Here is a 25787-nt window from a genome sequence, read left to right as displayed (position 1 = left end):
ATGCCTATTTGGGGAGCCAGAAGTTTTCTTTCCGGCCGTACTGCTATTATAGCAGGAAATGGTGTTCTACCGATTACTGTTGCGCAGACTCTTGAGAAGAATGGAGAAAATCCTTTTCTTGTGCTTTTGCATGGTGAGGCAGATTCTGTTCTTTATCGCTATGAGCATTGCGAGCTATCAATTGTAGAGTTAGCGCGACTCGTTAAAATTTTAAAAGAGGCTGGTGTATATAATGTTGTTTTGGCAGGTGGTGTGAAAAAGCGTCCACTTCTTAAACAATTGCGACTGGACTGGACAACATTTTTAGCTCTTCCTAAGTTAATCGGAGCTTTGAAGAGGGGAGACGATGCGTTATTAAAAGCTTTTATACGGGTTATTGAAGCACACGGTTTTTGTGTTATCGGTGCTCACGAAATAGTCCCAGATCTTTTAGCTCCCATAGAATTTAATTTAACAGTACGGCGCGCTACTCCAAAAGAGAAAAAAGATATTTTTTTAGCAGTAGAAGCAGCAAAGCTTTTAGGTCAATTAGATATCGGGCAAGCCGTTGTCGTTGTCCAAGGAAGGGTGGTTGCTCTGGAGGGTGCTGAGGGAACTGATAATATGTTGTGGCGTGTTTGTGAAATGCGAGAAAGAGGGCAAATTCCCCTTAAAGGTGGCATTCTTGTAAAATGTGCAAAACCACAACAGGATAATCGCGTTGATTTGCCATCAATTGGGCCAGCGACAATAATAAATATTGCAAAGAGTGGTTTATCTGGTGTTGCGGTGGAGGCAAATAGAAGTCTAATATTATCGGTGAAAACAACAATAGAAAAAGCCAACAAATATTCTCTATTTATAGAGACATTTGAAAGGTTTGGTCATGAATAATTGTTTCTTAAAGATTGCTGTGGTTTCAGGTGAGGAATCTGGTGATTTACTTGGGGCCGATTTAATTACTTGTTTATCACAACAGATAGGATGCAATATTCATTTGATTGGTGTTGGGGGGAGGCATTTAAAGGCATTAGGTTTAAAAAGCTTTTTTGATTCCCATGATATTGCTTTAATAGGTTTAAAGGAAGTATTGAAAAAACTACCATTGTTGTTGCTACATATTCGCAATTTATCCAAATTTATTGCACAAGAACAACCTGATTGTTTAATTATTATTGATAGTCCTGATTTTACACATCGTATTGCAAAAAAGGTACGTGCTTTAGCGCCTTCTATTCCTATCATTAAATATATTGCACCAACCGTTTGGGCATGGAGGCCAGAGCGTGCAAAAGCTATGCGTGGATTTGTTGATCATGTTTTAGCGGTTTTTCCTTTTGAAGAAAAGATTATGCAAGATTTGGGAGGTCCTGCCACGACCTATGTTGGACATCGTCTTTTGACATATCCTCCCCTTTTGAGAGTTCAGTCAGAAAAAAAAAGCCAATTAGAACAAAGAAATTTGATCGATACACAAATATCATCGCCTACATTAGTTATTTTGCCAGGATCACGCAATTTAGAAATTCGTTCCTTAATGCCTATTTTTCGAGAAACAGTAGAGATTCTTGTACAACGTATTCCTCATTTACGTATTATTTTACCAACCTTACCTCATTTGGTAGATAGAATCCGTGATTTTGTGCAAGGCTGGAAAAGCAAGATAGAAATTGTCGTTGGTGAAGATGAAAAATGGCGTGCTTTTGCACAAGCAGATGTTGCTCTTGCGGCACATGGAACTGTTTCACTTGAATTAGCCTTAGCAAAAATTCCTATGGTTCTTTGCTATAAACTTGATCGTTTTTCTAAATTATTTATTTTTCCTAAAATGATGTTATGGAGTGCTGCTCTTCCAAATATTATTGCTGATAAGCCTATTGTTTCGGAATATTTGAATGAATTAATCCGTCCTGGTATGTTAGCAAGACAAGTAGAACAACTTTTGGCTAATCCTTTATTGCGACAGGCACAACTTGATGCCTTTGAGATGGTAGAACAGAAAATGAAAACTGAAGTACCATCAGGGGTTGTTGGCGCACAAACAATTATCGCTCTTTTAAAAAAACAAGAATAAAATTGTATAAATAAAGCAATATTTTAATGATTAATATTTAATTTTAGCAAGAAAATTACAAGCACGTTGGCTTTTAGGATTGGTAAAAAATTCTTCAGAGGCTGTATCTTCAACAATTTTTCCATTTTCTAGAAAGAGTATTCTTTCTGAGACTTTACGTGCGAAGCCCATTTCATGGGTAACACAAAGCATTGTGATCCCTGTGTCGGACAATCGAGCCATCACTTCCAAAACTTCTCCCACACTTTCTGGATCAAGAGCAGAGGTTGGTTCATCAAAAAGCATGACTTCAGGTTCCATACAAAGTGCACGGGCAATCGCAACACGTTGTTGTTGCCCACCAGAAAGTTGTAAAGGATATTTTTCACAGTGTTTTTCAATACCAACATGTGTTAAGTAACGAATTGCCCGTTCTTGTGCTTGTTGTTTGGAAAGCCCTTGAACGGTCATAGGTGCTAAAATACAATTTTGTATAACGCTCATGTGGGGAAATAAATTAAAATTCTGAAAGACCATTCCTATCTTACGAAGAACTTTTTTTTGCTGTTGTATAGGAGCGGTATGGATATCAACGTTATGGATACAGATTGAACCTTTTTGTGCTTGTTCTAATTGATTAATACAACGAATTAACGTTGATTTTCCTGATCCGGATGGTCCACAAATAACGATATGTTCACCAGCTTGAACATTAAAGTTGATATCATGTAGGACCTGAAAGTTTCCATACCATTTATTTAGATTTTGAATAGAGATCACTGGTTTTTTATTGGGAGAGATCAATTTATTATTTTTCAAATTCATCTTATTTTATTCTTTCATTGATGAATAACGTGATTAATTCAACATTTTGGTTTGGTAAAGTTTTTTATGATCATTTTATTTAACGTAAATATCGAGTGAGGCGCTGTTCGATAAAAACAATAAAACGATGAATGAGTTCAACGATAAAGAGATAGATAAGAGCAGCCCAAACGTAAACTTGAAAATCAAAAGTCCGTGAATAAGTGAGTTTAGCAACTCCCATTAAATCATAAACAGTAATAAGTGAGGCAACAGCACTGGATTTAATCATTAAAATCAACTCATTTCCTAGGGGGCGTAATGCTACAATCATTGCTTGTGGAAGAATAACTCTAAAAAATGTGACAGAGTTACTTAAACCTAAAGCTTTTGATGCTTCACGCTGTCCAGTTGTTACGGATAAAAAACTTCCTTTAAAGATCTCAGATTGATAGGCAGCAGAATTGAGTGTAAAAATAAAAAGACAACAATACCACGCGTTTTGAAAAAACCACCATAGTCCCACCTGTTGCCAAAAACTATTCATTGAACCAAGCCCATAATAAAAAAGAAAGAGTTGAGCTAATAAAGGAGAGCCACGGAAAAAATAGACATAAGCATTTGCAAAATATTGTAAAAATGTATTCTTTGATAGACGAGCAAAAGCGATAAGCATACCAAGAAAAAGACCTAGAGAACAAGAGATAGAAACAAGCTCAACAGTAACAATAAAGCCATTAATAAATTTGGGTCCATAATGGCTTAAAAGATCAGGATTAAAAAGGAAATAAAGCCACTCAGGAATCATTGACCTAGCACCTTTTTATAGCCTATTTGAGTGTATGTTTCCAAATGGCGTAAGATTGCAGTAAAAACCGCTGAAAATAACAAATAGAGTAAGCATGCTACAAAATAAAATAGCATGGGTTTATTGGTAGCAGCGACAGCTAAATTCGTTTGTCGCATGAGGTCAACAAGCGCGATGGTAGAAACAAGGGATGTATCTTTCAGTAAAGTAAGCCAATTATTAGAAAGTCCTGGCAAGGCATTTCGGATGAGCTGAGGGAAGACAATACGAAAAAATGTGGTTGACCGTGAAAGTCCTAAAGCTTTAGCCGCTTCATATTGACCTTTATCAAAAATATTAAATGCTCCAAGCCAAACTTCACAAGAAAAAGCTGCAAGAACCATACTAAGTGCAAGAACACCAGCAACAAATGCATTGATACTGAACATGATTTCAAAATTAAAATAGTCAAATAAATTTTGAATAAGGCTTTGTAATCCGTAGTAAACTAAAAACAAAGTTAAAAGCTCTGGTAGCCCACGGAATACTGTTGAAAAGAGGCGTGCCATAGCTTTGGCCATCTTAATATTGGATCGAATCATCACTGCATTGAGAAGTCCTAGAGGAAATCCTAGAAAGCCACAACATAATGCCAATGACAAAGTCATTCCTGCACTGGAAAGTATAACCACTCCCCATCCACCATTGCTAAATGATAGCAATGCTAAATTTTCAATCATTCCTGTGTTCCTCATGAAAGAGTTCGATAATATTTTTTAGCAATAACCAGTAGGTTTCATTTAAATATCATATCGATATTTAATAAACATCACCTGTAAAATACTTTCTCATAATTTTTTCATAAGTTCCATCCAAACGGATTTCTTTTAGCGCCTTATTGAACTTATTTTTAAGTTCATTATTATTTTGACGGACTGCAATTGCAATAGGAAATCTTGTTTCTTCTAGAGTTCCCAAGAGGAGACAGCAATCTTTTCCTTCATTTTTAAGCCAATTTAATGCTTGTAATTTATCAACAATAATCACATCAAGTCGATGATTTAAAAGGTCACGATTCACTTCTATTGTGGAAGGGTAGAGTTTGATTTTCACCTCTTTAGAAGCATAATGATCTTCTGCATAGAAAGCTTGTGTTGTATTTGATTGCACACCAAGATTTTTACCTCTAAAGTCTTGTGTCGAGATTTCTTTAATTCCCGAAGCTTTGGTAACGATAACAGCCAGTGCTGTATCGTAGTAAGGATCTGTGAAGTCAATTTTTTGTAAGCGCTCTTGTGTGAGAGAGAGGGAAGCAATGATAGCATCATATTTTTTTGCAATAAGTCCAGGGATCATTCCCTCGAAGTCTTGTGTAACAATAGTACACTCAACATTCATTTTTTTACAAAGTGCATAAGATATATCAATATCAAGTCCCTGCAATTTATTATTTGAGTCAATATAACTAAAGGGAGGGTAGGTGCCTTCACTCGCAATTTTTAATGTTTTCGCATCAGCCAATTGGGTGAATAGTACGGCGCTTATTATAAGAGCTCCTGCTAATAATTTCATGATGTTCTCCTATTGGATAAGCGGGCAAATATGAAATCATTATGTTTTTATAATCTGTAAGCTTTTTGGGAGCAATTCAAAAATTTATTGATGCTTATTTTAGATCATTATGTTGGGCATTAGTATCAAAAAATTAGATTTTGATACGATAAAAATACAACTTTATCGTTGTCATTAGATTCTATAAAGTGTTTAAATATTGAGGAACAATTAAAAATTATTTTGATAAATGTAAATTTTCTTATAGAAATGCCGAATTTCCAATTATACCTGCATGTCCAATAAAGAGTTAAAGATACTCCTTAAATATACAGATTGAATTTTAATTCATAGTGAGATCTAATCGATATCGAAAGTAAAATATTTTCTCATAATTTTCTCATAGGTTCCATCGGCGCGGATTTCTTCTATTGCTTTATTAAAACTGTTTTTAAGATCATTATTATTTTGACGGAGTGCAATTGCAATAGGAAAATTTGTTTTTTCTAGAGTTCCCAAGAGGAGACAGCAGTCTTTTCCTTCATTTTCAAGCCAATTTAATGCTTTTAATTTATCAAAGATGATGATATCAAGCCGATGGCTTAAAAGATCACGATTAACTTCTGCTGCTGTAGGATAAAGTTTGATATTAACTCCTTCAGAGGCATAATGATCTTCCGCATATGCAGCTTGTGTTGTATTTGATTGTACACCAAGGTTTTTACCTCTAAAGGCTTGTGTTGAGATTTCTTTAATTTCCGAATTTTTGGTAACAATAACAGCGAGTGCTGTATTGTAGTAAGGATCTGTAAAATCAATTTTTTGTAAGCGCTCTTTTGTAGGAGAAAGGGAAGAAACAATAGCATCGTATTTTTTGGCAAGAAGACCGGGAATCATCCCCTCGAAGTCTTGTGTGACAATAGTACATTCAACATTCATTTTTTTGCAAAGAGCATAAGATATATCAATATCAAACCCTTGAAGTTCGTTATTTGAGTCAATATAACTAAATGGCGGATAAGAAGCATCGCTTGCAATTTTCAGCGTTTGAGAATTGGCCGATAGGGTAAATAGTGTCGCGCTTATTATAAGAGCTCCTGCTAATAATTTCATTATGTTCTCCTATTAGATAAGCTGGCAAATATGAAACCATCATGAATTTTTATAATCTGTAAGCTCTTTTGGAGCAATGTAAAAAATTTATCTGTGGTCATTTTGCTATCATTATGCTGAATATCATTGTCAAAAAATAATTTCTTTTTATCAAGTATGGGAATAAAAAATACAGGAAAGAAGGATACCTCTATTGATTATATGATTTAATGATTTTACTTAAAAAAATCAATAATTTATCTTTAAAAGAAAAACTATTAACTTAAATACAAAGAAAATTTCAGCTCTTAACAGGACAAAATGTAAAGTATTTTCATTCGAATCTATTTGAAGAGGGATAAGAAGTTTTGGCATCTTAGAAAAGCACTTAATGTAAGCCTTTTGCAATTTTATCTGAAGAAGATAGAAAGAAAAATTCTGACATTGCTAGATTTTAATATGTAATAGGGCTTTTAAACATGGGGGAATGATAGGGAATACATTTCTATTAAAGATAATGAGGATTATAAGGTAAAATTTTCAATTTCTTTTTGCTAAATGTTTGGCTAATTCGCAGAAAAGTATTCTCAATTTCTTTACAGAGCTAAAACTTAGAATTTTTTAGTAAATTTTTATGATGATGTTATCTCTGTAGAAAGAGTTTTAAAATCACGTTTTATAAAAATTCTTAAAGGATGTTTTTTGATTACTCTCAATAAAGCTTCAGTAAATTGAAGCTTTATTGATCTCTTTTTTTAATTTGCACGTTCATCTATAGGAACATAGTCACGCATAGCATAGCCTGTGTAGAGTTGTCGAGGACGACCAATTTTTTGTGCAGGGTCTTCAATCATTTCTTTCCATTGTGCCACCCACCCGACACTGCGCGCCAATGCAAAAAGGACAGTAAACATTTCAGTTGGAAAACCTAGAGCTTTTAATGTAATGCCGGAATAGAAATCAACATTGGGATAAAGCTTTTTCTCAATAAAATATTCATCACTTAAGGCAATTTTTTCAAGCTCTATTGCAATATCAAGAAGAGGGTCATCTTGAATGTTGAGTTCTTTTAAAACTTTATGACAGGTTTTTTGCATGATTTTTGCACGTGGATCATAATTTTTATAGACACGGTGCCCAAAGCCCATAAGGCGGAAAGGATCATTTTTATCTTTTGCACGTGCAATAAATTCAGGAATTCTTTTAATAGAACCTATTTCTTGTAGCATTTTTAGACATGCTTCATTGGCACCACCATGTGCTGGTCCCCAAAGGCATGCAACTCCTGCTGCAATACAGGCAAACGGATTAGCACCCGAGGATCCAGCAAGACGTACCGTAGATGTAGAAGCATTTTGTTCATGATCTGCATGAAGGATAAAGATTTGATCCATCGCCCGAGCAAGCACAGGGTTTGTTTTATATTCTTCACAAGGAACTGCAAAGCACATATGGAGGAAATTTGCAGCATAATTAAGATCATTACGTGGATAAACAAATGCTTGTCCGATACTGTATTTATAGGCCATAGCAGCAAGCGTTGGAACTTTTGAGATAAGACGAACAGAAGCAATCATTCTCTGGTGAGGATCTGTAATATCAATAGAGTCGTGATAGAACGCAGACATAGCGCCAAGGCAGGCAACCATGACGGCCATAGGATGAGAATCACGACGGAAGCCATGGAAGAAGCGTGCAAACTGTTCGTGTACCATGGTATGCTGCATAATACATCGATCAAATTCATTTTTTTCTTGCTGTGTTGGGAGTTCACCATAAAGTAAAAGATAACAACTTTCGAGAAAGTCTCCTTTTTCAGCCAATTGATCAATAGGATAACCACGATAAAGCAATATACCTTTATCACCATCGATATAAGTAATTTTTGATTCACAAGAAGCTGTTGAAGTAAAACCAGGATCATAAGTAAAAATATCGGTTTTTTTGTAGAGAGAAGCAATTTCAATGACTTCAGGTCCACTCGTGCCTTTACGCAAGGGAAGCTCTACTTTTTTATCATTCACAATAATATATGCGTTATTCTCAGACATTCGGTATTCCTTTCAGATCCTTCACTTCTAAAAATTAAGACTCTGCTTCATCAGAGTGGGGGATGTATAACTGAAGCTTTTCTTACTTATATTAAGGGTAGATTGCCTCTAAAAGTGAGTACATGCAATCTAAAAATATTTCCTTATTGATCATTATTACTCAATAAGAAATGTATTTCAATGATATAACATAAAAAACTCTTTTAGGGCGCGTTGAGATATCTGTATAGATCCTTATTTGAGGAAATATACTCAGTGCACATCATGGGCATATTGTTGTGATAAGTTGGTCCTTGATGCGATGAAGGGATTCATCGCGTCCTAATAAAATAAGAATATCCAAAACACCTGGTGATGTTGCACATCCTGTAAGAGCTGCGCGAAGTGGTTGGGCGATAGATCCAAATTTGAGATTCTGTGTTTGGACAAAAGAGCGAAGTGTTTCATCTAGAGTTTTTGTATCCCAAGAGGGGCAAGCTTTCAGAGCAAGATAAAGATCGTTTAAAATGGTTCGTCCATTTTTATCTAAGAGTATTTGAGCTTTTTCATCAAGTTGTAAAGGTCGTTGCGTAAAAATGAAGGAGGCATTGTCAATCAGTTCGCACAGTGTTTTTGAACGTTCTTTCAAATGCGGGATTGCTTTTAAAAATTGAACACGGCGTTTTTCATCAAGTTTTTCAATAATTTGTGCTCCCCTATCGGTTTCTGGTAGAATATTAAGAGCGGCATCAAAAAGTTCTTGATCATTACTCATACGCATATAGTGTCCGTTGATGGAATCGAGCTTTTTGAGATCAAAACGAGCAGCACCTTTGTTAATATCCTCAATATCAAACCAAGAAATCATATCTTTAAGTGACATCAGTTCGTCATCACCATGACTCCAACCTAAACGGACAAGGTAATTGCGCAAAGCAGCAGGAAGATATCCCATTGTTCGGTAGGCATCAACACCGAGCGCACCATGTCGCTTTGATAATTTTGCACCGTTTTCACCATGGATAAGAGGAATATGGGCCATAACAGGAATGTCCCATCCCATTGCTTTAAAGATAATCGTTTGTCGGGCTGCGTTGGTAAGATGATCGTCACCACGTATAATATGTGTGATGCCCATATCATGATCATCAACGACAACAGCATGCATATAGGTAGGCGAACCATCAGAACGCAAAATAATGAAGTCATCGAGATCTTTATTAGGAAAACGGACATCACCTTGAACGCGATCATGTACAATCGTTTCTCCATCTTGAGGGGCTTTGATGCGAATAACAGGCTTAACACCTTTAGGAGCTTCAGAACTATCACGGTCGCGCCAACGTCCATCATAACGTGGTGGGCGCCCTTCTGCACGGGCTTTTTCACGCATTTCAGCTAACTCTTCAGGTGAAGCATAACAATAATATGCTTTACCATTCTTGACCAACTGTTCAGCGATTTGGCGGTGACGTTCTGCACGTTCGAATTGCGAAATAGGGGCGCCATCGTAACTAAGACCCATCCAGTGCAAGCCATCTATAATGGCTTTTACAGCTGCTTCTGTTGAACGCTCTCGGTCTGTATCTTCAATTCGTAAAAGCATTTTTCCACCGGTATGTTTTGCATAAAGCCAATTAAAAAGAGCAGTACGAGCACCACCAATATGAAGGAAGCCAGTGGGTGAAGGGGCAAAACGAGTAATAACAGACACGAATATTTTCCTTTAAACTAAGATATTACTTATGGAATTTTATAGAAAAGTCATGTTAGCATAAGTGATGGGGCGTGCAATAGCCGTATTGCGAGTTAAAGTGGGGGACTGATGTTTTATAAAAGTAAAGAGGGTTTATCCGAAAAATCTGTTACAGAAGGAAAAAAGCCATGTCAGGTAGGGCAGAGTGTTTTTTCTAGATATGATGATGCAAAGAACGGTAGCTATAACCAACAAAAACTTTTTTTATTGACACTCTTAAAAGAAGTAATCATTTTTTTTCGCAAATGGTTAGAAGATTGTATCAATAAAGAAGTTTCTTTTGGTATCCTTTTTTCGCTGATTTTAGTCTTTTTTGCCCTAGGAATCATTTTCTATTTTCATTTAGAGTGGGAACCAAGTTGGGGACAATTGGGGGCGTTGGTCAGTATTTTTCTGGGAATATTCTATGTTGCACGTTTTTATCGAAAAATATGGATTCCCGTGGGGTTTCTGTTTTGTATTATATTGGGTGCTTTAGCGGCAAAAATAGAAACATGGCGTATTGCAACACCCATGCTAAGCAGTGACATTGTCACTACATTGACGGGAAGAATTGTTTCTATTGAGTCAGGTGCCAAAGGAGGATTTCGTTTAGTTTTGGAGATTTTGAATACAGAAAATCCTGTATTACGCCATAGTCTTCATCGTGTTCGTTTATCGGCAAGATATTTGCCATCTGGCTTAGCGATTGGTGATGGACTGCATGGAAAAGTTAAGATTCGTGCATTCTCTGGGCCTGTGCGTCCAGGAGGCTACGATTTTAGTTTTCATAATTATTTTAAAAGAATTGGAGCACAAGGCGTTTATTTAGAAAAACCAAGAAAAATATTCGTTTCGCAGCCTGATGGAATATTCGCTATCATTCTACAGAAAATTGAAAATTTACGCACGAAGATGACACAAAGAATCCATATAGCCCTTGAAGGAGAAAAGGGGAGTGTTGCAGCTGCCCTCATAACAGGGCAGCGTGCTGGTATTTCAAATGAGACAAATGAAGCATTACGTACAGCTGGATTAGCTCATATTTTATCAATATCAGGTTTACATATGGCGTTGTTAAGCGGCATAGTTCTTTTGAGTATCCGTAGTTTTTTAGCATTTTTTCCAGTTTTTTCTTCCTATTATTCCAGTAAAAAATTTGCTGCTATCGTTGCTTTTATGATAACAGCTTTTTATTTGTTATTGTCGGGCTTAGCAATATCAGCGCAAAGAAGTTTTGTGATGATTGCTGTTATGTTGGTTGCTATATTGTGTAATCGCTCTGCTATAACAATGCGTAATTTTTCCATTGCAGGGTTGATAACTCTAGCGATGACACCCCATGAAATATTAGGTCCTAGCTTTCAAATGTCCTTTTCTGCGACTGCTGCTTTGATCGCTTTTTTTGATTGGTGGAGTGGAAGATCATTTTTTCGTAAAAGAAAAACAACTCCCTCTTATGTTGGAGGAGGAGTGATAAATTTTGTTTTCTCATCGATGCTTTCAACATGTGCTTCTTCCTTTGTTGCAGGGAGTGCAAGTGGAATTTATGCTGCTTATCATTTTTCTAATATGGCATCTTTGAGCATTATTAGTAATGCTTTTGCTTTGCCTGTCATCTCAATTTTTGTCATTCCCTTTGGATTAATCGCAGTTCTTGCAATGTTAGGAGGATTCGAATGGCTTCCTCTTCAAATTATGGGTTTTGGAGTTGATCTTGTAATAAAGATTGCACATGCTATCAAGGCTATTTCTCCTGATTTGAATCCTGGTTTTATGCCGTTATCAGCGTTAGTTTTATTGAGTATAGGCTTGGTTGGACTGACTTTTTGCAAAACACCCATCCGACTCTTTTTTAGTTTGTTTATTTTGACAGGTATTTCTATTTGTGTAATGCATTCACCTGTACAACTGATTATAGCAGATAATATGCGTCTCGTGGGCGTTATCCATGATAAAAAATTATATATTGATCGTTACCATATTTCTAAGTTCACGACATCCATATGGAAAAAGTCATTTCGTGTGAATGAAACGATTAAACCAACAAAATATGGTCCTTCGTTGCACGGACAATTTATTTGTGATTATCATGTATGTACATCTTTATTGGATAATGGATTAAAAGTGATCGTTTTACAGAGAGAAACAGATCAATGTGTAGAGGCAGATATTCTCATTCAGACATTTGTGATGCATAATCCAACTTGTTACAAGAAGGCAAAAATAATATTTATGCCTCAACAATTGTTATCACGAGGAAGCGTTATGATGACCAAAGGTGGAGATATTATTTGGTCTTCTCTAGGGTTTCATAGACCATGGAATATGCACAGACAGCATTCATAAAAACATATAATCGGTCATATTTTGCTTCACATTTGGATAATGACAAAACAAAAAATAACAGAAGACTTTTCTCATAATATTTTACGGTATTTAGATTGGTAATTTTATCAACGTCATTGAAACGAGATAATAATCTACAGTTTTCTAGAAATAGATGATTTTTTATATCTGATCATTTTAATTTTTTCAAAAAAATTGATATGTGCATCTTTGTGCATCCTATTGATAGCACAAGATAAATCAAAAATTCTTATTGAATGAAAAAAATGCTAACAAATCTTCTCAAAGAAATAAAAAAGATAATTGTTGATTATTCTATTTTATTCTTATCATATATTTCTATAACGGGTAACATCTCTTCAAGCAAAAGATGATGGTAAATTTAAATAGATTGCGTCAAGAGGTTATCTTTTATTATCATTATTATCGGTGGTAATAGGGGTGATAAATGCTGCTTATACGGATAGAAGGCAAAGTCATTCATGAATGTTCAGCAGTTAAAAAAAATGGCAGCTATTAAAGCGCTTGAGTTTGTTGAAGATGGTATGCGGCTTGGTATCGGATCTGGTTCGACAGTCAATGAATTTATTCGTCTTCTAGGTGAGCGTGTTGCGGATGGTTTGCGTGTGACTGGTGTTGCTACTTCAAGATATTCTGAACAACTCTGTCATAAGTTTGGAGTGCCTGTTAGCACTTTAGAACAAATACCTGAGCTGGACCTTGATATTGACGGAGCAGATGAAATTGGTCCTGAGATGATGCTCATTAAAGGGGGAGGGGGAGCATTGTTGTATGAAAAAATTGTAGCATCGGCATCTCGTGCAATGCTTGTCATTGCGGATGAAACAAAGGTGGTAAAAAGACTTGGTGCTTTTGCACTACCAATTGAAGTTAATCCATTTGGTATCCACACAACATGCAGAGCCATTGAAAAAGTCGCTGATGATTTAGGGCTTTCTGGGAAAATTTCATTGCGAATGAATGGAAAAGATCCTTTTGAAACAGATGGTGGCCATTTTATTCTTGATGCATTTTGGGGCTGCATTTTGCAACCAAAACCATTATCGGATGCACTTCTTGCTATTCCTGGTGTTGTTGAGCATGGCCTTTTTTTGGGGTTGGCTTCACGTGCAATTGTCGCTATGGCTGATGGTCAAATAAAAGTTTTAGAACCGTTTGATTTTTAGAAAAGGCATTTACATGATGATATGTTAGCACAGTAAATAAAGGGTCTTAAAGATTTTAGGTAGAATAACGAATTAAAATTATAATTAGCTATCGGGGTAATCATTAAATGAAAATAATATTTTCTTTTCAGCGTTTTGTCGTATATTTTGGTGTAATTGCTATTTTTTTTGTAAATGTTGGAACGGTTTATGCACAAGGTGTGAGTGATCAACATTTGGATTCAGCGCGAAAGGCAATCAGAGCTATTCATGCAACGGATCAATTTGATAGTTTTTTACCAAATGCGGTCCATGATTTCAAAAATGAACTGATCAGCGATGATCCGAATTTAGCAACAGCTATTTCTGATATTGTTGATAAGCAGGCGCTTGCTTTAATTAAAAGGCGCTCTGATCTAGAAAAAGAGATTGCTCATGTATATGCAAAATATTTTACTCAAAAAGAGCTTGATGCGATAACAACATTTTATAATTCTGATACCGGTAAAAAGTTTTTGACAGAAGTCCCCAATATTGCACGTGATTCTTATTCAGCATTTGATATATGGCGTACTGCTCTTATGCGGGATCTTGTAGAAAATGTGAAAAAAGAGATGTCTGAAACACTTAATTTGAATAATTTTACTATGCCTACAAATATGCCAATAAAATCAGAATCTTCAGAAAATAAAAAATAGCTTGATCGATATCATGACAACAATGGGCAATTTCTGATTTTTTTTATAGCGGCGGTTTTCCCGCCGTTTTTAATATTTTAATGAGAGTAGGTCTTTTTAGAATACTGCTTTATAAAAAATGCTTCTTCAAAAGAAAAAAAGACTTTCATTTGATAATAAAAGACCTTAGCCTACTCTTGCAGCTATATAAGAAGGAATAATTCGTGGGCTCTTTTGATTTTGATTTATTTGTTATTGGAAGTGGTTCTGGTGGAGTGCGTGCAGCACGGCTTGCTGGAGGTCTTGGCAAGCGGGTCGCTATAGCAGAGGAATATCGTATAGGGGGCACTTGTGTTATTCGTGGTTGCGTTCCCAAAAAACTTTATGTTTATGCATCACAATATGTAAAAGAATTTAAGAAAAGTGTTGGTTTTGGGTGGGAATATGCGGATCCAATTTTTAGCTGGGAAAAGTTGGTTGCAGCTAAAAATAAAGAAATATCAAGGTTAGAAGGGCTGTATCGTAAGGGATTAGAAAATAACAATGTGCATATTTATGAAAGTCGTGCTACTTTTATAGATGATCACACATTAGAGCTTTCTGCCACGGGTGAGCGGGTAAGTGCAGAAAAAATTTTGATTGCAACGGGAGCAAAATTTGCACAAAATACTCCCATAGAAGGTGGTGAATTTTGCCTTACTTCTAATGAGATTTTTGACCTTGATCAACTCCCAAAATCAATAGTCATTGTTGGTGGAGGGTATATTGGTGTTGAATTTGCTAATATTTTTCATGAATTAGGTGTAAAAACAACACTTCTCCATCGGAGTGATTTAATCCTTCGTAATTTTGATCATGATTTGCGGCAATTGCTCAGCGATGCAATGATTGAAAAAGGGATTTCTATTCTCTACGGAATAACAATTTCTAAAGTGCAGGCTGCAGAAAATTGTTATGAAGTTGTTTTATCAAATGGGAAAATAATCAGTGCCGATCAGATTATGTTGGCTACGGGGCGTGTACCAAATACAACGGGTTTAAGACTTGATAGGGCAGGTGTTCAAGTGGATGAATTTGGTGCAGTTGTTGTTGATGAGAAAATGACAACAAATATCCCCCATATTTGGGCTGTTGGTGATGTAACAGGTCATATTCAATTAACACCTGTTGCGATTCATGATGCAATGTGTTTTGTTAAGACAGCATTTGAGAATATTCCCACAACACCTGATTATGATTTAATTACAACAGCAGTTTTTTCACAGCCAGAGATTGGAACGGTGGGTCTTTCAGAAGAAGAGGCGGTAAAGCGTTATAAGCGTCTTGAAATTTATCGTACAGTTTTTCGTCCTATGCGTAATGTTCTTTCTGGTAGTTCAGAGAAAATGCTTATGAAACTCATTGTTGATGGTGAAAGCCGTATTGTTGTGGGCGCTCATATTTTAGGGGAAAATGCTGGTGAGATGGCACAGCTTATAGGGATATCTCTCAAGGGTAAGCTGACGAAGGATATCTTTGACGAGACGATGGCAGTGCATCCAACGATGGCAGAAGAATTGGTAACAATGTATAAACCAAGTTATATATATGAAAATGGGAAGAAAATAGAAAGTTAAACAGCATATATTATGGTAAAAAGTTTTTGAGATGCTAATCTTTAAGCTTAATCTTTAGAGAGAGTGTAATGATAAAAGAATGGGCGCCTGACACTTGGAGAACAAGGCCAATTAAACAAGTTCCGACTTATCCGGATAAGTCTATGTTAGAAGATGTTGAGCGAAAACTGAGAAGCTATCCTCCTTTAGTTTTTGCCGGTGAAGCACGTGATTTAAAAAATGAATTAGCAGCCGTTGCGAAAGGCCAAGCTTTTTTATTACAAGGTGGTGATTGTGCCGAAAGCTTTGCAGAACATGAAGCTGATAATATCCGTGATTTTTTTCGCGTATTTTTGCAAATGGCGATTGTTTTAACCTTTGGTAGTTCTAAACCGGTTGTTAAAATTGGTCGTATTGCTGGTCAATTTGCAAAGCCTCGCTCTTCTGATATAGAAAGAAAAGAGGGGGTTGAATTTCCTGCTTATCGTGGGGATATTATTAATGGCATTGAATTTGAAGCCGGTTCTCGTATTCCAGATCCGCAACGGATGTCTATGGCTTATCGCCAATCTGCGGCAACACTTAATCTATTGCGTGCTTTTTCACAAGGTGGCTATGCTAATTTAGAAAATGTTCACACATGGATGTTGAGTTTTGTTTCTAACAGTCCGCAGGGGGAACGTTATGAATTATTGGCAGAGCGTATTTCTGAAGCAATTGATTTTATGCGTTCTATAGGGATTACATCCAAAACACATTCTTCATTGCGTGAAACATCTTTTTATACCAGTCATGAAGCACTGTTGCTTGGTTATGAAGAGGCTTTGACTCGGATTGATTCAACTTCAGGAAATTGGTATGCAACATCTGGTCATATGCTATGGATTGGTGACCGTACGCGTCAGATTGACCATGCTCACGTTGAATATTGTCGCGGCATTAAAAATCCTATAGGATTAAAATGTGGTCCTTCCATTGAGTCTGATGAGCTTTTAAAATTAATTGATATTTTAAATCCTGAAAACGAGTTGGGGCGGCTTACTCTCATTACGCGCTTTGGTTATGATAAAGTTGAACGTTATCTGCCTAAACTCATCCGTGCCGTTGAACGCGAGAAGCGTGCGGTTATATGGTCATGTGATCCAATGCATGGCAATACAATTACTGCCAATGGTTATAAGACGCGTCCCTTTGATTATGTTTTAAAAGAAGTAGAGAATTTTTTTGCAGTGCATCGTGGAGAAGGAACTTATCCAGGGGGCATTCATATTGAGATGACAGGTCGTGATGTTACTGAATGTACAGGAGGGGCGCATGCCATTTCTGTGGACGATCTATCTGATCGTTATCATACGCAATGTGATCCTCGGCTAAATGCAGATCAAGCGTTAGAATTGGCTTTTCTTGTTGCTGAACTCCTTAAAAAAAATCGTGCGACTGACTCGTTAGCAATTGCTGCTGAGGGGTAGGCAAAAATTTACTTAATATTTTTTTTAGGTCATTATGGCAGAAGAGAATTTTTAAAAAAGTGATATTTCCGATGATGAGGAATAAAGTTGTGGTTGCTAAACTGATGAAATGATACAAAGGCTTATGAAAAATGATTTTCGGGTATCAATTGCCCAATTAAATCCTATTGTCGGTGATATTGAGGGGAATTTTTCTTTAGCTGTCATGGCGCATCAAAAGGCCAAAGAAGAGGGGGCTGATCTTGTTTTATTCACGGAACTTTTTATAAGCGCTTATCCGCCGGAAGATCTTGTTCTAAAACCTGCTTTTACAAAAACATGTGAAGAGACTGTTGAGAAATTAGCAAAGATAACCGTAGGCGGACCAGGAATTGTCATTGGTCTTCCATTAAGGCGCAATGGTAATATTTACAACGCTGTCATGGTTCTTGATGAAGGGAGAGTCATTGCCGAAAATTTGAAGTTTGATTTACCTAATTATGCTGAATTTGATGAAAAGCGTTTATTTTCTTCAGGTCCACGTCCTCAGCCTATTGTCTATCATGGAATCAAATTAGGAATAGTCATTTGTGAGGATCTTTGGAATGATTCCTCTCTGAGTACAGAGCTTAAAGATAAAGGAGCGGAAATTATTCTTGTCCTTAACGGATCTCCCTACTATCGTAATAAAACTTTAAAACGTATAGATGTTATTCATACGCAAGCTCTACAATCTGGAGTGCCAATTATCTACGCTAATCAAGTAGGTGGTCAAGATGAGCTCGTTTTTGATGGTGGGTCTTTTGCCTTGAATGGACAAGGCAAAAAGATATTTCAAATGAAACACTTTGATAGCCATATTGCTTTAAGCCATTGGCAAAAAACAACGACGGGATGGCACTGTATTTCAGGTCCTAATGAAAGTCTTCTCAATGGATTAGCGGCTGATTATCAAGCTTGTGTTTTGGGGTTGAAAGATTACGTTAATAAAAACGGCTTTAAGGATGTTATTCTTGGTCTTTCAGGAGGAATTGATTCAGCCCTGTGTACGGCAATGGCGGTGGATGCTCTTGGTGCTGAGAGGGTTCGCACCATTATGATGCCCTATCATTATACTTCGCAAGAATCATTAAAAGATGCTAAAGAATGTGCTGATCTTTTGGGATGTCGTTATGAAATCATACCGATTGAGCAAGCTGTTGAAGCTTTTCTTGAAACAATGGCACCTGTTTTTTCAGGGTTACCCTCTGACGTCACAGAGGAAAATCTTCAAAGTCGTATACGCGGTACAGTTTTAATGGCTCTTTCAAATAAATTCGGTTCAATGGTGGTAACGACAGGCAATAAGTCAGAAATGGCTGTAGGATATGCAACACTGTATGGGGATATGAATGGCGGGTTTAATCCTATAAAAGATATTTATAAAATGCAGGTTTATGCATTAGCTGAGTGGCGCAATAAAAATCACTTGCACAATTTAAGAGGACCAGAAGGGATTGTCATTCCATCCAATATTATAGAAAAAGCGCCTTCTGCAGAGCTGCGAGAAAATCAAAAAGATGAAGATTCTCTTCCGCCTTATCCTATTTTAGATGATATCTTACAATCTCTTGTAGAAAATGACATGAGTATTTGTGATATTGTTAAACGTGGACACTCACGAGAAACTGTTGCGAAAGTTGAACAGCTTCTTTATGGTGCCGAATATAAAAGGCGTCAATCTGCGCCTGGTGTAAAAATCAGTTACAAAAATTTCGGACGCGATCGTCGCTATCCCATAGTCAATCATTTTCGCGATAAAAATTGAGTATTATTTTATGGTTAAAGTTCGTTTTGCTCCCTCTCCAACAGGTTATATTCATATTGGCAATATCCGTATTGCGCTTTTCAACTGGCTTTATGCGCAAGCGTATAAGGGAGAATTTATTTTACGCTATGATGATACAGATATTGAACGTTCTAAACAAGAATATATCGATGCTATTGCTGTTGACCTTGAATGGCTTGGTATTCAACCAGATGCAATTTATTACCAATCCAAGCGATTTAATCGATATGATGAAGTGGCAGAAATTCTCAAACAACGTGGTCTTCTTTATCCTTGTTATGAGACAACAGAGGAATTAGAGCGGCGTCGTAAAATCCAGCTTTCACGCAAATTGCCTCCTGTTTATGACCGTGCAGCATTGAAGTTGACAACAGAAGAGAGAAAAAACTTTGAATCACAAGGTCGTAAACCCCATTGGCGTTTTCTTCTTCCTAATTTTGAAAGTGATCCTTTACACACAAAGCGAACAGAAGTTTGCTGGAATGATGCAATAAAGGGAAAGCAGACGATTGATTTAGCTTCTCTTTCAGATCCTGTTCTTATTCGTGAAGATGGAACCTATCTTTATACATTGCCGTCTATTGTTGATGATGTAGATATGGCTATTACGCATATTATTCGTGGGGATGATCATATTACAAATACAGGCGCTCAAATTGCTCTTTTTAAAGCTCTTAATGCAGAATTACCGGTTTTTGCTCATACCAATTTATTGGCGACAGTTTTAGGAAAAGGATTTTCAAAACGTAATAATGATCTTTCTATTCGTTCTCTACGGGAAGAAGGATTTGAATCTATAGCTGTTCAATGCCTTGCCGTTTTGATTGGGACATCGCAAAATGTGCATCCCTATCCCAATCAAGCTGCGCTTTTAGAGCATTTTAATCTCCAAGATACGTCAAGATCCGTTGCAAAATTTGATATTGCTGATCTTCTTGCTTTGAATAGTCATCTTGTCCATGAGTTAACCTATGAGGAAGTAAAAATGCGCCTTAAAAAACTTTCTATTGAGGGAGATAAGGCGGAATATTTCTGGAACGCGATAAGAAGCAATATTAATAAAGTCAATGATGCTGTTTTTTGGTGGAAAATCATTCATGATGAACAGAATTTTGATACAGTAGCACTAGAGGATCGTGCTTTTGTGCACCAATCACTCGATTTCTTACCTGAAGGTGCTTTGAATGAGGAAAGTTGGAAAATTTGGACAACAGCATTAAAAGAAAAAACAGGTCGAAAAGGAAAAGCTTTATTTATGCCATTACGTCAGGCACTTACGGGCATGGATCATGGACCTGAAATGGGAAAAATTTTGCAGCTTTTAGGGCGTGAAAAGGTAACGGAAAGGCTCTCTAGGAAATAAGAGCGGATTTTTTTAAAGTATTTCGTTCATTTCACTCTTAAAGAGAGTAAAGAACGGGTTTATTTACACGTTTTTATAAGCATGAAAGCAGGAATATCATCACCAAATCCAATGGGTGTGTAATTCTTATTTTTTCGTGAGCGTTGTTGCTCAGATGGCTTCTCCTTATTATTTGCATTTTTGATATATTCTATTTTATTCTCTTCTACAGATTTTTTAGTGTGAACAACAGGCTCTTTTGGAGCAGTTTTCTTTGATGGTTTTGAAGATTTTTTCTTTACAACAATATCTTCTGTTTGATCATCAGCTATTAAAGTTGAGAGATCTCCATTGAGCCATTCAATTTTTTCATTACTCATTTCTTCGATGGCATTGATATATTTTTGATCAGCTTTTGTGACAATTGTAAAAGCTTTTCCGCTGCGATTTGCACGCCCTGTACGACCAATTCGATGGATATAGTCTTCAGCATGTGTAGGAACATCATAGTTAAATACATGACTTACAGCTGGAATATCGAGTCCACGGGCAGCAACATCAGAAGCAACAAGAAGTGTAAGTTTATTATTTTTAAAATCAGCTAGGGTGTTCATGCGCGAATATTGGTCCATATCTCCATGAAGTGCCCCTACATTAAAGTTATGTTTGATGAGCGATCTAAAAAGTTCAGAGATATCTCTCTTTCGATTACAGAAAATGATTGCATTTTGAAGCTCTGCACCTTCATTTTGGATAAGCTCTCGTAAAACCGCTCTTTTATCCCATGATTTATTTCCAGATTTGACAAGCCGCTGTGTAATTGTGGTTGCAGTTGAGGATGCTTTTGTAACTTCAACAGATACAGGAGAATGTAAAAATTGTTTCGTTAGTTTTGTAATTTCTGGCGCCATTGTTGCAGAAAAGAACAAAGTTTGACGCGTAAAAGGAGTTAGCTTACAGATGCGTTCAATATCAGGAATAAAGCCCATATCCAACATGCGATCAGCTTCATCAATCACAAGGATTTCAACGCCCATCAGGAGCAGTTTACCGCGCTCGCAATGATCAAGAAGGCGCCCTGGTGTTGCTATAAGAACATCAGCTCCCCGTTCAAGTTTGCGATCTTGGAGTTCAAAAGAAACTCCACCAATCAAAAGAGCAACATTTAAACGATGATTTATTCCGTATTTATCGAAATTTTCTTCAACTTGAGCTGCAATTTCTCTTGTTGGTTCTAAGATGAGCGTACGGGGCATTCGTGCTCTTGCACGACCTTTTTCAAGGAGAGTGAGCATAGGCAATACGAAAGAGGCAGTTTTACCTGTTCCCGTTTGGGCGATTCCTAAAACGTCTTTTCTTTGAAGGACATGCGGAATTGTTTCGCTTTGAATAGGTGTTGGAGCTGTATACCCCGCTGATTTCACCGCATTAATAACCTTTGCGGAAAGACCTAAATCATCAAAACTGTTTAAAGATGGTATCATTTTTTTATCAACTGCTCTGTGATTTTAACTGCGTTATCTAAATGATAATTATAACCAATATTCTACACTCTTTAAAAGTGTTAAGATGTTTTTACAAAAAATTAACTATAACAATCATATACACATAAAACGCATAATACAATCATTAATAGCGAAATTGTTCTGATAAAATGCGCTCATCCCATGAATGATTTGAGTCAAAAAGGATTGAAGCTGTTACTTCTGTTGCCATTGAAATAGTAACTGAATGGACAGATTTAACTTCAATATTATCTGCAGCAGCATTTACAGGGCGTTTGTCAGGTTCAAGCATATCAAAGCGCACTGTTACTGTATTGGGAAGCAAAGCTCCATGCCAACGCCGAGGGCGAAAAGGGCTAACAGGAGTGAGGGCCATAAGGGGAGCCATAAGAGGTAAGATAGGTCCTTGTGCTGATAAATTATAGGCGGTTGATCCAGCTGGTGTAGCGACGAGGACACCATCACAACTTAATTGTTCCATGCGTACGTTGTTATCAATGGTGATGCGAATTTTTGCGGCTTGATAAGATTGCCGAAAGAGGGATACTTCATTAATTGCAAGCGCCTCGATAGAATCTTGACATTCAGATTTTGCAATCATGCGCAGGGGATGGATTTCTTTTTTATGTGCGGCAGCAATACGATTGGGCAATTTTTTTTCATGAAATTCATTCATAAGAAATCCTACAGAACCTTGATTCATGCCATAAATAGGTTTGCCTGTGTTCATGACGTCTCGTACGGTTTGTAACATTGTCCCATCACCACCGATTGCAACAACAATATCAGTTTCTTCCAGAGAAGAATGACCATAAACGGAAATTAATTTATGGGTAGCTTTGATAGCCTCCTCAGTTTCTGCGGAAATAAAATGAAAGCGACTTGGTAATGTAGCCATTTAAAAATTATCCTGATACTTATAATTTATGTTGTAACTTATTTATGAGAGTTTTGAAGTTGTAATAAAAGCTCTTTTTATAATAAAAAGAGCATTGAATAAAGAGAAGTTATTTCAAGGTAAAGTATCATTAAAAAGTAAAAGGAGTGCGTCGTTAGATAAATCACAAACAAGTAATTTTTTTATTAGAATGATAATTTAGCATTGAAGCTAAGAGTATGATTAGTTAAAAGACCATAACTGATTTTAATAATCAGTGTGAAGCACCCGTAGCTCAGCTGGATAGAGCGCTGCCCTCCGAAGGCAGAGGTCACAGATTCGAATTCTGTCGGGTGCACCAAATTTTTCAACTTCATATTATCCTAAATAACAATATTACCTAAAAAGAAGCCAATTTCCTCTTTTATGAAAATGGTTATTTGAGTTGTTTATTAAGTTTTTTAGCGAATAAGCAAATGATTTTAAGAGAAGCAAAATTTACGGCTGCGTATATAATTCTTCGGTTAGTCATTTTGAATATCGAGATAAAAAACAAGATTATCTAAATATGCTTTCAATTTAACTATAAACATTTATAACATAAAAATACATATTAATTCAATATGTTATTGTACAACTGATCTGGCAATGTTGATAGTAGATCGCTAAATATATTGTTTTGAGCATTAAAATAGATAGCTAAATTTTCTTTTATTCTATTTTTGGAGCTAAAGGCTGTTATGGTGAGATGGAACGCGGATGAGAAATATCACCAGTTAAAGGAACAATAAGGAGGAAAAACAACCTTCAAGATTTGAATTGTTTCAAAATGCTGTATTCGGTATGGTTTTGCTATGGGTATTTGGTGATTTCTCTATACACCAATATTGCCAGTTATGTTGGATGAGGGATTGTTTACCTTTAATCAACGTTCTTATATACCAAGCGCTAATTATGATGGTTATTTAGTTGGGAGTATGTTCTTTACGTTTGGCAGAATTTGGAATATATTTCTTGCTCCTCGTATGCTATCTTATGCAGCTATAGTAATGAGTGCACTTATTATTTTCATAGCATTAACACTTAGTCCTTTTGATCCGTTTTGCTGCTGGTGTTGCGAGTGCAGCAATGATGATTTTTGGTTCTATTATAGTCATACAGCATAGCCATATGGGCGGATTATTGCTTCGCTTTATGCAGGTGTAGGAGTTGATATTCTACTACTAGGTAATGAATATGTTATTATTAGTTTGAACAGAGCACTTGATTCAACAAACATTTGGTTTGGAGTTAGCTTAATGTCTGTTCAAAATTTTTAAAAACATATAGGTTTAATTATAACAACTATATCAAAAAACACCTCCGTTATTTCTTTCATTGCAAATGAAACCGCTCCTGTTAATCAGAAAAAACCATCCAAAATATGAATAGATCAATCAAATGGATTTCGTGACTGGCATTATATCGCATTCGTACTTTAAGAGATTTTGGTGATGTAAGAAAGGCGGTCTAGATGCTTTTATTGAAATTGAAAGCAACCTCTCTCATGATGGCAATTACTGGGTTGCTGATAATGCCGTGTTGTAAAATCTAGTCGTGTTTATGAAAATACAAGGGGCTATGGCAATACTGCCATTGGGGGCTATGTCTATGGCAATACCCTTATATGTGATAAAACCTATGTGTATTTTGGTGCTCATGTTTATGACAATGCTCATCTTTTTTATAACGGTTGAGTTTATCATTATGCGTGGGTTTATGGGAATGAAAAATTATCCGGTAGTGTACGTATTTATAGCAATGCCGCGGTTTATGATCATGCGGTTGTTTAGGCAAGGTTTAGGGCAATGCTAGTGTGGGGTGTCATACTAAGGTCTACGGCTCTGTTTATGGCAATGTCAAGATCTCCTGATTATATCGTGATTAGAGGTAATGTATATGGCAATGCAAGACTTGTTGTGATGATAGTATCTCCATAATGTCTGCCTATCATTTACTAACTTTTTAGTAAGTGGTGCTTTAAAATTGACTTGTCTTTAAATCCTTTTATGTGCCCTTAATGAATTAAAACCTATCTTATGATAGTTTCAAATGATTATTTTTTTAAGGTTTAGCTCAAAAAAAGAGTAAACCCCATACCATTCTTTAAACGTATGCAATTTATGTTTATCGATAATTTCAAACGATTACGTTTTTAACAATACGATTTGTGTGTGATAAAAACGTATCATAAAATTTATGAACTGTTATGAATGATAGCTGCTTTTCACTTCATTTGAATGTTTACATGCGTTATAACATTTGCATCATGATTTGCTTTTTGTGGTCTATTCATACATGGTAATTGTTTATAAAAAATGGTCAATTAAATCACGTATAAAAGTGTAGATTTTAAATGGGATTTATATAAAATAATTGCACAAAACCTATTGACTTTATTGTGTTTTTTTATGAATAAGATTCCATCTCGTTTAGACGTCGCAAAAGAAATCACCAAAGACCTTATTGATAAGATTCTTCTCTTACACGGCGTTATCACTTTTGTTTGCAAAAATCTGCTTCGCTTTTGACTTTTGATATGGATACAACCTCTTTTGAGGTAGAGCAAAGAATTTTTTCATCATGGAGAGTACAAAAGTGTTCTTCAAAAATCTTGATTGGTCTGTTGAAAAAATTAAAGAGGTAGATAATTATTCAGCACGTTACAAACTACCAGATTGTGAAGTACAAATTCTTTATAATGACGCAATTATCAAAGGTTATCCGCAATTTGATTTTGGAGTTTCGATTACGACTGGTATTTTAGCTGCTGCCTGCGTGGTAATTGATCCCTATCAATTCTCAGCACTTACAAGATCTACAGCTTGATTTTGATAAAAAGGGGTGGAGAGTTTGTGAAGAAGAAATATAATGCAGATTGGTTGGAATTAAGCTTGATTATGTCTTGAAATAGGCGATAGAAAAAATTG

20 protein-coding genes, 1 tRNA gene and 1 pseudogene are annotated in these 25787 nt (G+C 36.3%); 13 read left to right on the top strand and 9 right to left on the bottom strand.

Annotated elements, in window-relative coordinates:
* Entirely contained in the window at positions 1–873 is an 873-nt protein-coding gene (locus tag ACFIJZ_RS05225) for an LpxI family protein (RefSeq protein WP_273790674.1), read from the top strand.
* Entirely contained in the window at positions 866–2053 is a 1188-nt protein-coding gene (gene lpxB / locus ACFIJZ_RS05220; protein ID WP_375631233.1) for a lipid-A-disaccharide synthase, read from the top strand. Before ACFIJZ_RS05225 ends, lpxB begins: the two co-directional genes overlap by 8 nt.
* A 30-nt stretch (positions 2054–2083) precedes the next feature.
* On the opposite strand, the gene ACFIJZ_RS05215 is transcribed toward lpxB, so the two are convergent.
* The 7 genes from ACFIJZ_RS05215 to gltX (ACFIJZ_RS05185) form a co-directional block, all read right to left on the bottom strand.
* Positions 2084–2857: an amino acid ABC transporter ATP-binding protein gene (locus ACFIJZ_RS05215; protein WP_375631232.1), complete on the bottom strand. Its 774-nt coding sequence runs from the start codon at positions 2855–2857 to the stop codon at positions 2084–2086.
* Positions 2858–2936: 79 nt separating this feature from the next.
* Positions 2937–3644, bottom strand: a complete 708-nt coding sequence (locus ACFIJZ_RS05210) for an ABC transporter permease (RefSeq protein ID WP_273790677.1) — start codon at positions 3642–3644, stop codon at positions 2937–2939.
* Entirely contained in the window at positions 3641–4363 is a 723-nt protein-coding gene (locus ACFIJZ_RS05205) for an ABC transporter permease (protein ID WP_273790678.1), read from the bottom strand. Before ACFIJZ_RS05205 ends, ACFIJZ_RS05210 begins: the two co-directional genes overlap by 4 nt.
* A gap of 79 nt (positions 4364–4442) precedes the next feature.
* Positions 4443–5195 carry a transporter substrate-binding domain-containing protein gene (locus ACFIJZ_RS05200; RefSeq protein ID WP_375631231.1) on the bottom strand — a complete coding sequence of 251 codons (753 nt, stop codon included), beginning with the start codon at positions 5193–5195 and terminating at the stop codon, positions 4443–4445.
* Positions 5196–5534: 339 nt separating this feature from the next.
* Positions 5535–6287: a transporter substrate-binding domain-containing protein gene (locus ACFIJZ_RS05195; protein ID WP_375631230.1), complete on the bottom strand. Its 753-nt coding sequence runs from the start codon at positions 6285–6287 to the stop codon at positions 5535–5537.
* 734 nt (positions 6288–7021) lie between these two features.
* Positions 7022–8317, bottom strand: a complete 1296-nt coding sequence (gltA, locus tag ACFIJZ_RS05190; protein WP_273790681.1) for a citrate synthase — start codon at positions 8315–8317, stop codon at positions 7022–7024.
* 262 nt (positions 8318–8579) lie between these two features.
* Entirely contained in the window at positions 8580–10010 is a 1431-nt protein-coding gene (gene gltX / locus ACFIJZ_RS05185) for a glutamate--tRNA ligase (RefSeq protein WP_375631229.1), read from the bottom strand.
* 111 nt (positions 10011–10121) lie between these two features.
* Between gltX (ACFIJZ_RS05185) and ACFIJZ_RS05180 the strand changes: the two genes are divergently transcribed.
* From ACFIJZ_RS05180 to gltX (ACFIJZ_RS05150), 7 genes are all read left to right on the top strand, one after another.
* On the top strand, positions 10122–12380 hold the full coding sequence (locus tag ACFIJZ_RS05180) for a ComEC/Rec2 family competence protein (protein WP_375631228.1): 2259 nt from the start codon (positions 10122–10124) through the stop codon (positions 12378–12380).
* A gap of 482 nt (positions 12381–12862) precedes the next feature.
* A complete protein-coding gene (gene rpiA / locus ACFIJZ_RS05175; RefSeq protein WP_273790684.1) occupies positions 12863–13567 on the top strand; it encodes a ribose-5-phosphate isomerase RpiA in 705 nt (234 codons plus the stop codon).
* A 107-nt stretch (positions 13568–13674) separates the two neighbouring features.
* Positions 13675–14244 carry a DUF2059 domain-containing protein gene (locus tag ACFIJZ_RS05170; protein ID WP_375631227.1) on the top strand — a complete coding sequence of 190 codons (570 nt, stop codon included), beginning with the start codon at positions 13675–13677 and terminating at the stop codon, positions 14242–14244.
* 203 nt (positions 14245–14447) lie between these two features.
* Complete coding sequence (gene gor, locus ACFIJZ_RS05165) at positions 14448–15839, top strand: glutathione-disulfide reductase (protein ID WP_273790686.1); 1392 nt, start codon at positions 14448–14450, stop codon at positions 15837–15839.
* Positions 15840–15907: 68 nt separating this feature from the next.
* On the top strand, positions 15908–17287 hold the full coding sequence (locus tag ACFIJZ_RS05160) for a class II 3-deoxy-7-phosphoheptulonate synthase (RefSeq protein ID WP_273790687.1): 1380 nt from the start codon (positions 15908–15910) through the stop codon (positions 17285–17287).
* 124 nt (positions 17288–17411) lie between these two features.
* A complete protein-coding gene (locus ACFIJZ_RS05155; RefSeq protein WP_375631226.1) occupies positions 17412–19073 on the top strand; it encodes an NAD+ synthase in 1662 nt (553 codons plus the stop codon).
* A gap of 10 nt (positions 19074–19083) precedes the next feature.
* Positions 19084–20457 (top strand): glutamate--tRNA ligase, encoded by a 1374-nt coding sequence (gltX, locus tag ACFIJZ_RS05150; protein WP_273790689.1) that lies wholly within the window; start codon positions 19084–19086, stop codon positions 20455–20457.
* A gap of 59 nt (positions 20458–20516) precedes the next feature.
* Here the strand turns inward: gltX (ACFIJZ_RS05150) and ACFIJZ_RS05145 are convergent, their stop codons facing one another.
* Together ACFIJZ_RS05145 and ACFIJZ_RS05140 are read right to left on the bottom strand one after the other, a co-directional pair.
* Entirely contained in the window at positions 20517–21920 is a 1404-nt protein-coding gene (locus ACFIJZ_RS05145; protein ID WP_375631225.1) for a DEAD/DEAH box helicase, read from the bottom strand.
* A gap of 145 nt (positions 21921–22065) precedes the next feature.
* Positions 22066–22839 carry an NAD kinase gene (locus ACFIJZ_RS05140; protein WP_273790691.1) on the bottom strand — a complete coding sequence of 258 codons (774 nt, stop codon included), beginning with the start codon at positions 22837–22839 and terminating at the stop codon, positions 22066–22068.
* A gap of 263 nt (positions 22840–23102) precedes the next feature.
* Between ACFIJZ_RS05140 and ACFIJZ_RS05135 the strand changes: the two genes are divergently transcribed.
* The 4 genes and pseudogenes from ACFIJZ_RS05135 to ACFIJZ_RS05120 all read left to right on the top strand — a co-directional run bounded on the left by ACFIJZ_RS05135 (position 23103) and on the right by ACFIJZ_RS05120 (position 25686).
* Positions 23103–23179, top strand: a tRNA-Arg gene (locus ACFIJZ_RS05135).
* Positions 23180–23714: 535 nt separating this feature from the next.
* Positions 23715–24024, top strand: a pseudogene (locus ACFIJZ_RS05130) (YbfB/YjiJ family MFS transporter).
* 414 nt (positions 24025–24438) lie between these two features.
* A complete protein-coding gene (locus ACFIJZ_RS05125) occupies positions 24439–24672 on the top strand; it encodes a hypothetical protein (RefSeq protein WP_375631224.1) in 234 nt (77 codons plus the stop codon).
* A gap of 768 nt (positions 24673–25440) precedes the next feature.
* Positions 25441–25686 (top strand): hypothetical protein, encoded by a 246-nt coding sequence (locus tag ACFIJZ_RS05120; RefSeq protein ID WP_375631223.1) that lies wholly within the window; start codon positions 25441–25443, stop codon positions 25684–25686.
* Positions 25687–25787: the final 101 nt, after the last annotated feature.

Origin of the sequence: Bartonella sp. CL70QHWL, assembly GCF_042194855.1 — a bacterium.
Lineage (GTDB): Bacteria > Pseudomonadota > Alphaproteobacteria > Rhizobiales > Rhizobiaceae > Bartonella.
Note: the sequence above shows the minus strand (reverse complement) of the source record. Positions and strands in the feature narration are given on the sequence as shown.

Coding starts and splice junctions, on each gene's coding strand:
- ACFIJZ_RS05225 (WP_273790674.1), top strand. CDS start 1: ATGCCTATTTGGGGAGCCAGAAGTTTTCTTTCCGGCCGTACTGCTATT.
- lpxB (WP_375631233.1), top strand. CDS start 866: ATGAATAATTGTTTCTTAAAGATTGCTGTGGTTTCAGGTGAGGAATCT.
- ACFIJZ_RS05215 (WP_375631232.1), bottom strand. CDS start 2,857: ATGAATTTGAAAAATAATAAATTGATCTCTCCCAATAAAAAACCAGTG.
- ACFIJZ_RS05210 (WP_273790677.1), bottom strand. CDS start 3,644: ATGATTCCTGAGTGGCTTTATTTCCTTTTTAATCCTGATCTTTTAAGC.
- ACFIJZ_RS05205 (WP_273790678.1), bottom strand. CDS start 4,363: ATGATTGAAAATTTAGCATTGCTATCATTTAGCAATGGTGGATGGGGA.
- ACFIJZ_RS05200 (WP_375631231.1), bottom strand. CDS start 5,195: ATGAAATTATTAGCAGGAGCTCTTATAATAAGCGCCGTACTATTCACC.
- ACFIJZ_RS05195 (WP_375631230.1), bottom strand. CDS start 6,287: ATGAAATTATTAGCAGGAGCTCTTATAATAAGCGCGACACTATTTACC.
- gltA (WP_273790681.1), bottom strand. CDS start 8,317: ATGTCTGAGAATAACGCATATATTATTGTGAATGATAAAAAAGTAGAG.
- ACFIJZ_RS05180 (WP_375631228.1), top strand. CDS start 10,122: ATGTTTTATAAAAGTAAAGAGGGTTTATCCGAAAAATCTGTTACAGAA.
- rpiA (WP_273790684.1), top strand. CDS start 12,863: ATGAATGTTCAGCAGTTAAAAAAAATGGCAGCTATTAAAGCGCTTGAG.
- ACFIJZ_RS05170 (WP_375631227.1), top strand. CDS start 13,675: ATGAAAATAATATTTTCTTTTCAGCGTTTTGTCGTATATTTTGGTGTA.
- ACFIJZ_RS05160 (WP_273790687.1), top strand. CDS start 15,908: ATGATAAAAGAATGGGCGCCTGACACTTGGAGAACAAGGCCAATTAAA.
- ACFIJZ_RS05155 (WP_375631226.1), top strand. CDS start 17,412: ATGAAAAATGATTTTCGGGTATCAATTGCCCAATTAAATCCTATTGTC.
- gltX (WP_273790689.1), top strand. CDS start 19,084: ATGGTTAAAGTTCGTTTTGCTCCCTCTCCAACAGGTTATATTCATATT.
- ACFIJZ_RS05145 (WP_375631225.1), bottom strand. CDS start 21,920: ATGATACCATCTTTAAACAGTTTTGATGATTTAGGTCTTTCCGCAAAG.
- ACFIJZ_RS05140 (WP_273790691.1), bottom strand. CDS start 22,839: ATGGCTACATTACCAAGTCGCTTTCATTTTATTTCCGCAGAAACTGAG.
- ACFIJZ_RS05125 (WP_375631224.1), top strand. CDS start 24,439: ATGGCAATACTGCCATTGGGGGCTATGTCTATGGCAATACCCTTATAT.
- ACFIJZ_RS05120 (WP_375631223.1), top strand. CDS start 25,441: ATGGAGAGTACAAAAGTGTTCTTCAAAAATCTTGATTGGTCTGTTGAA.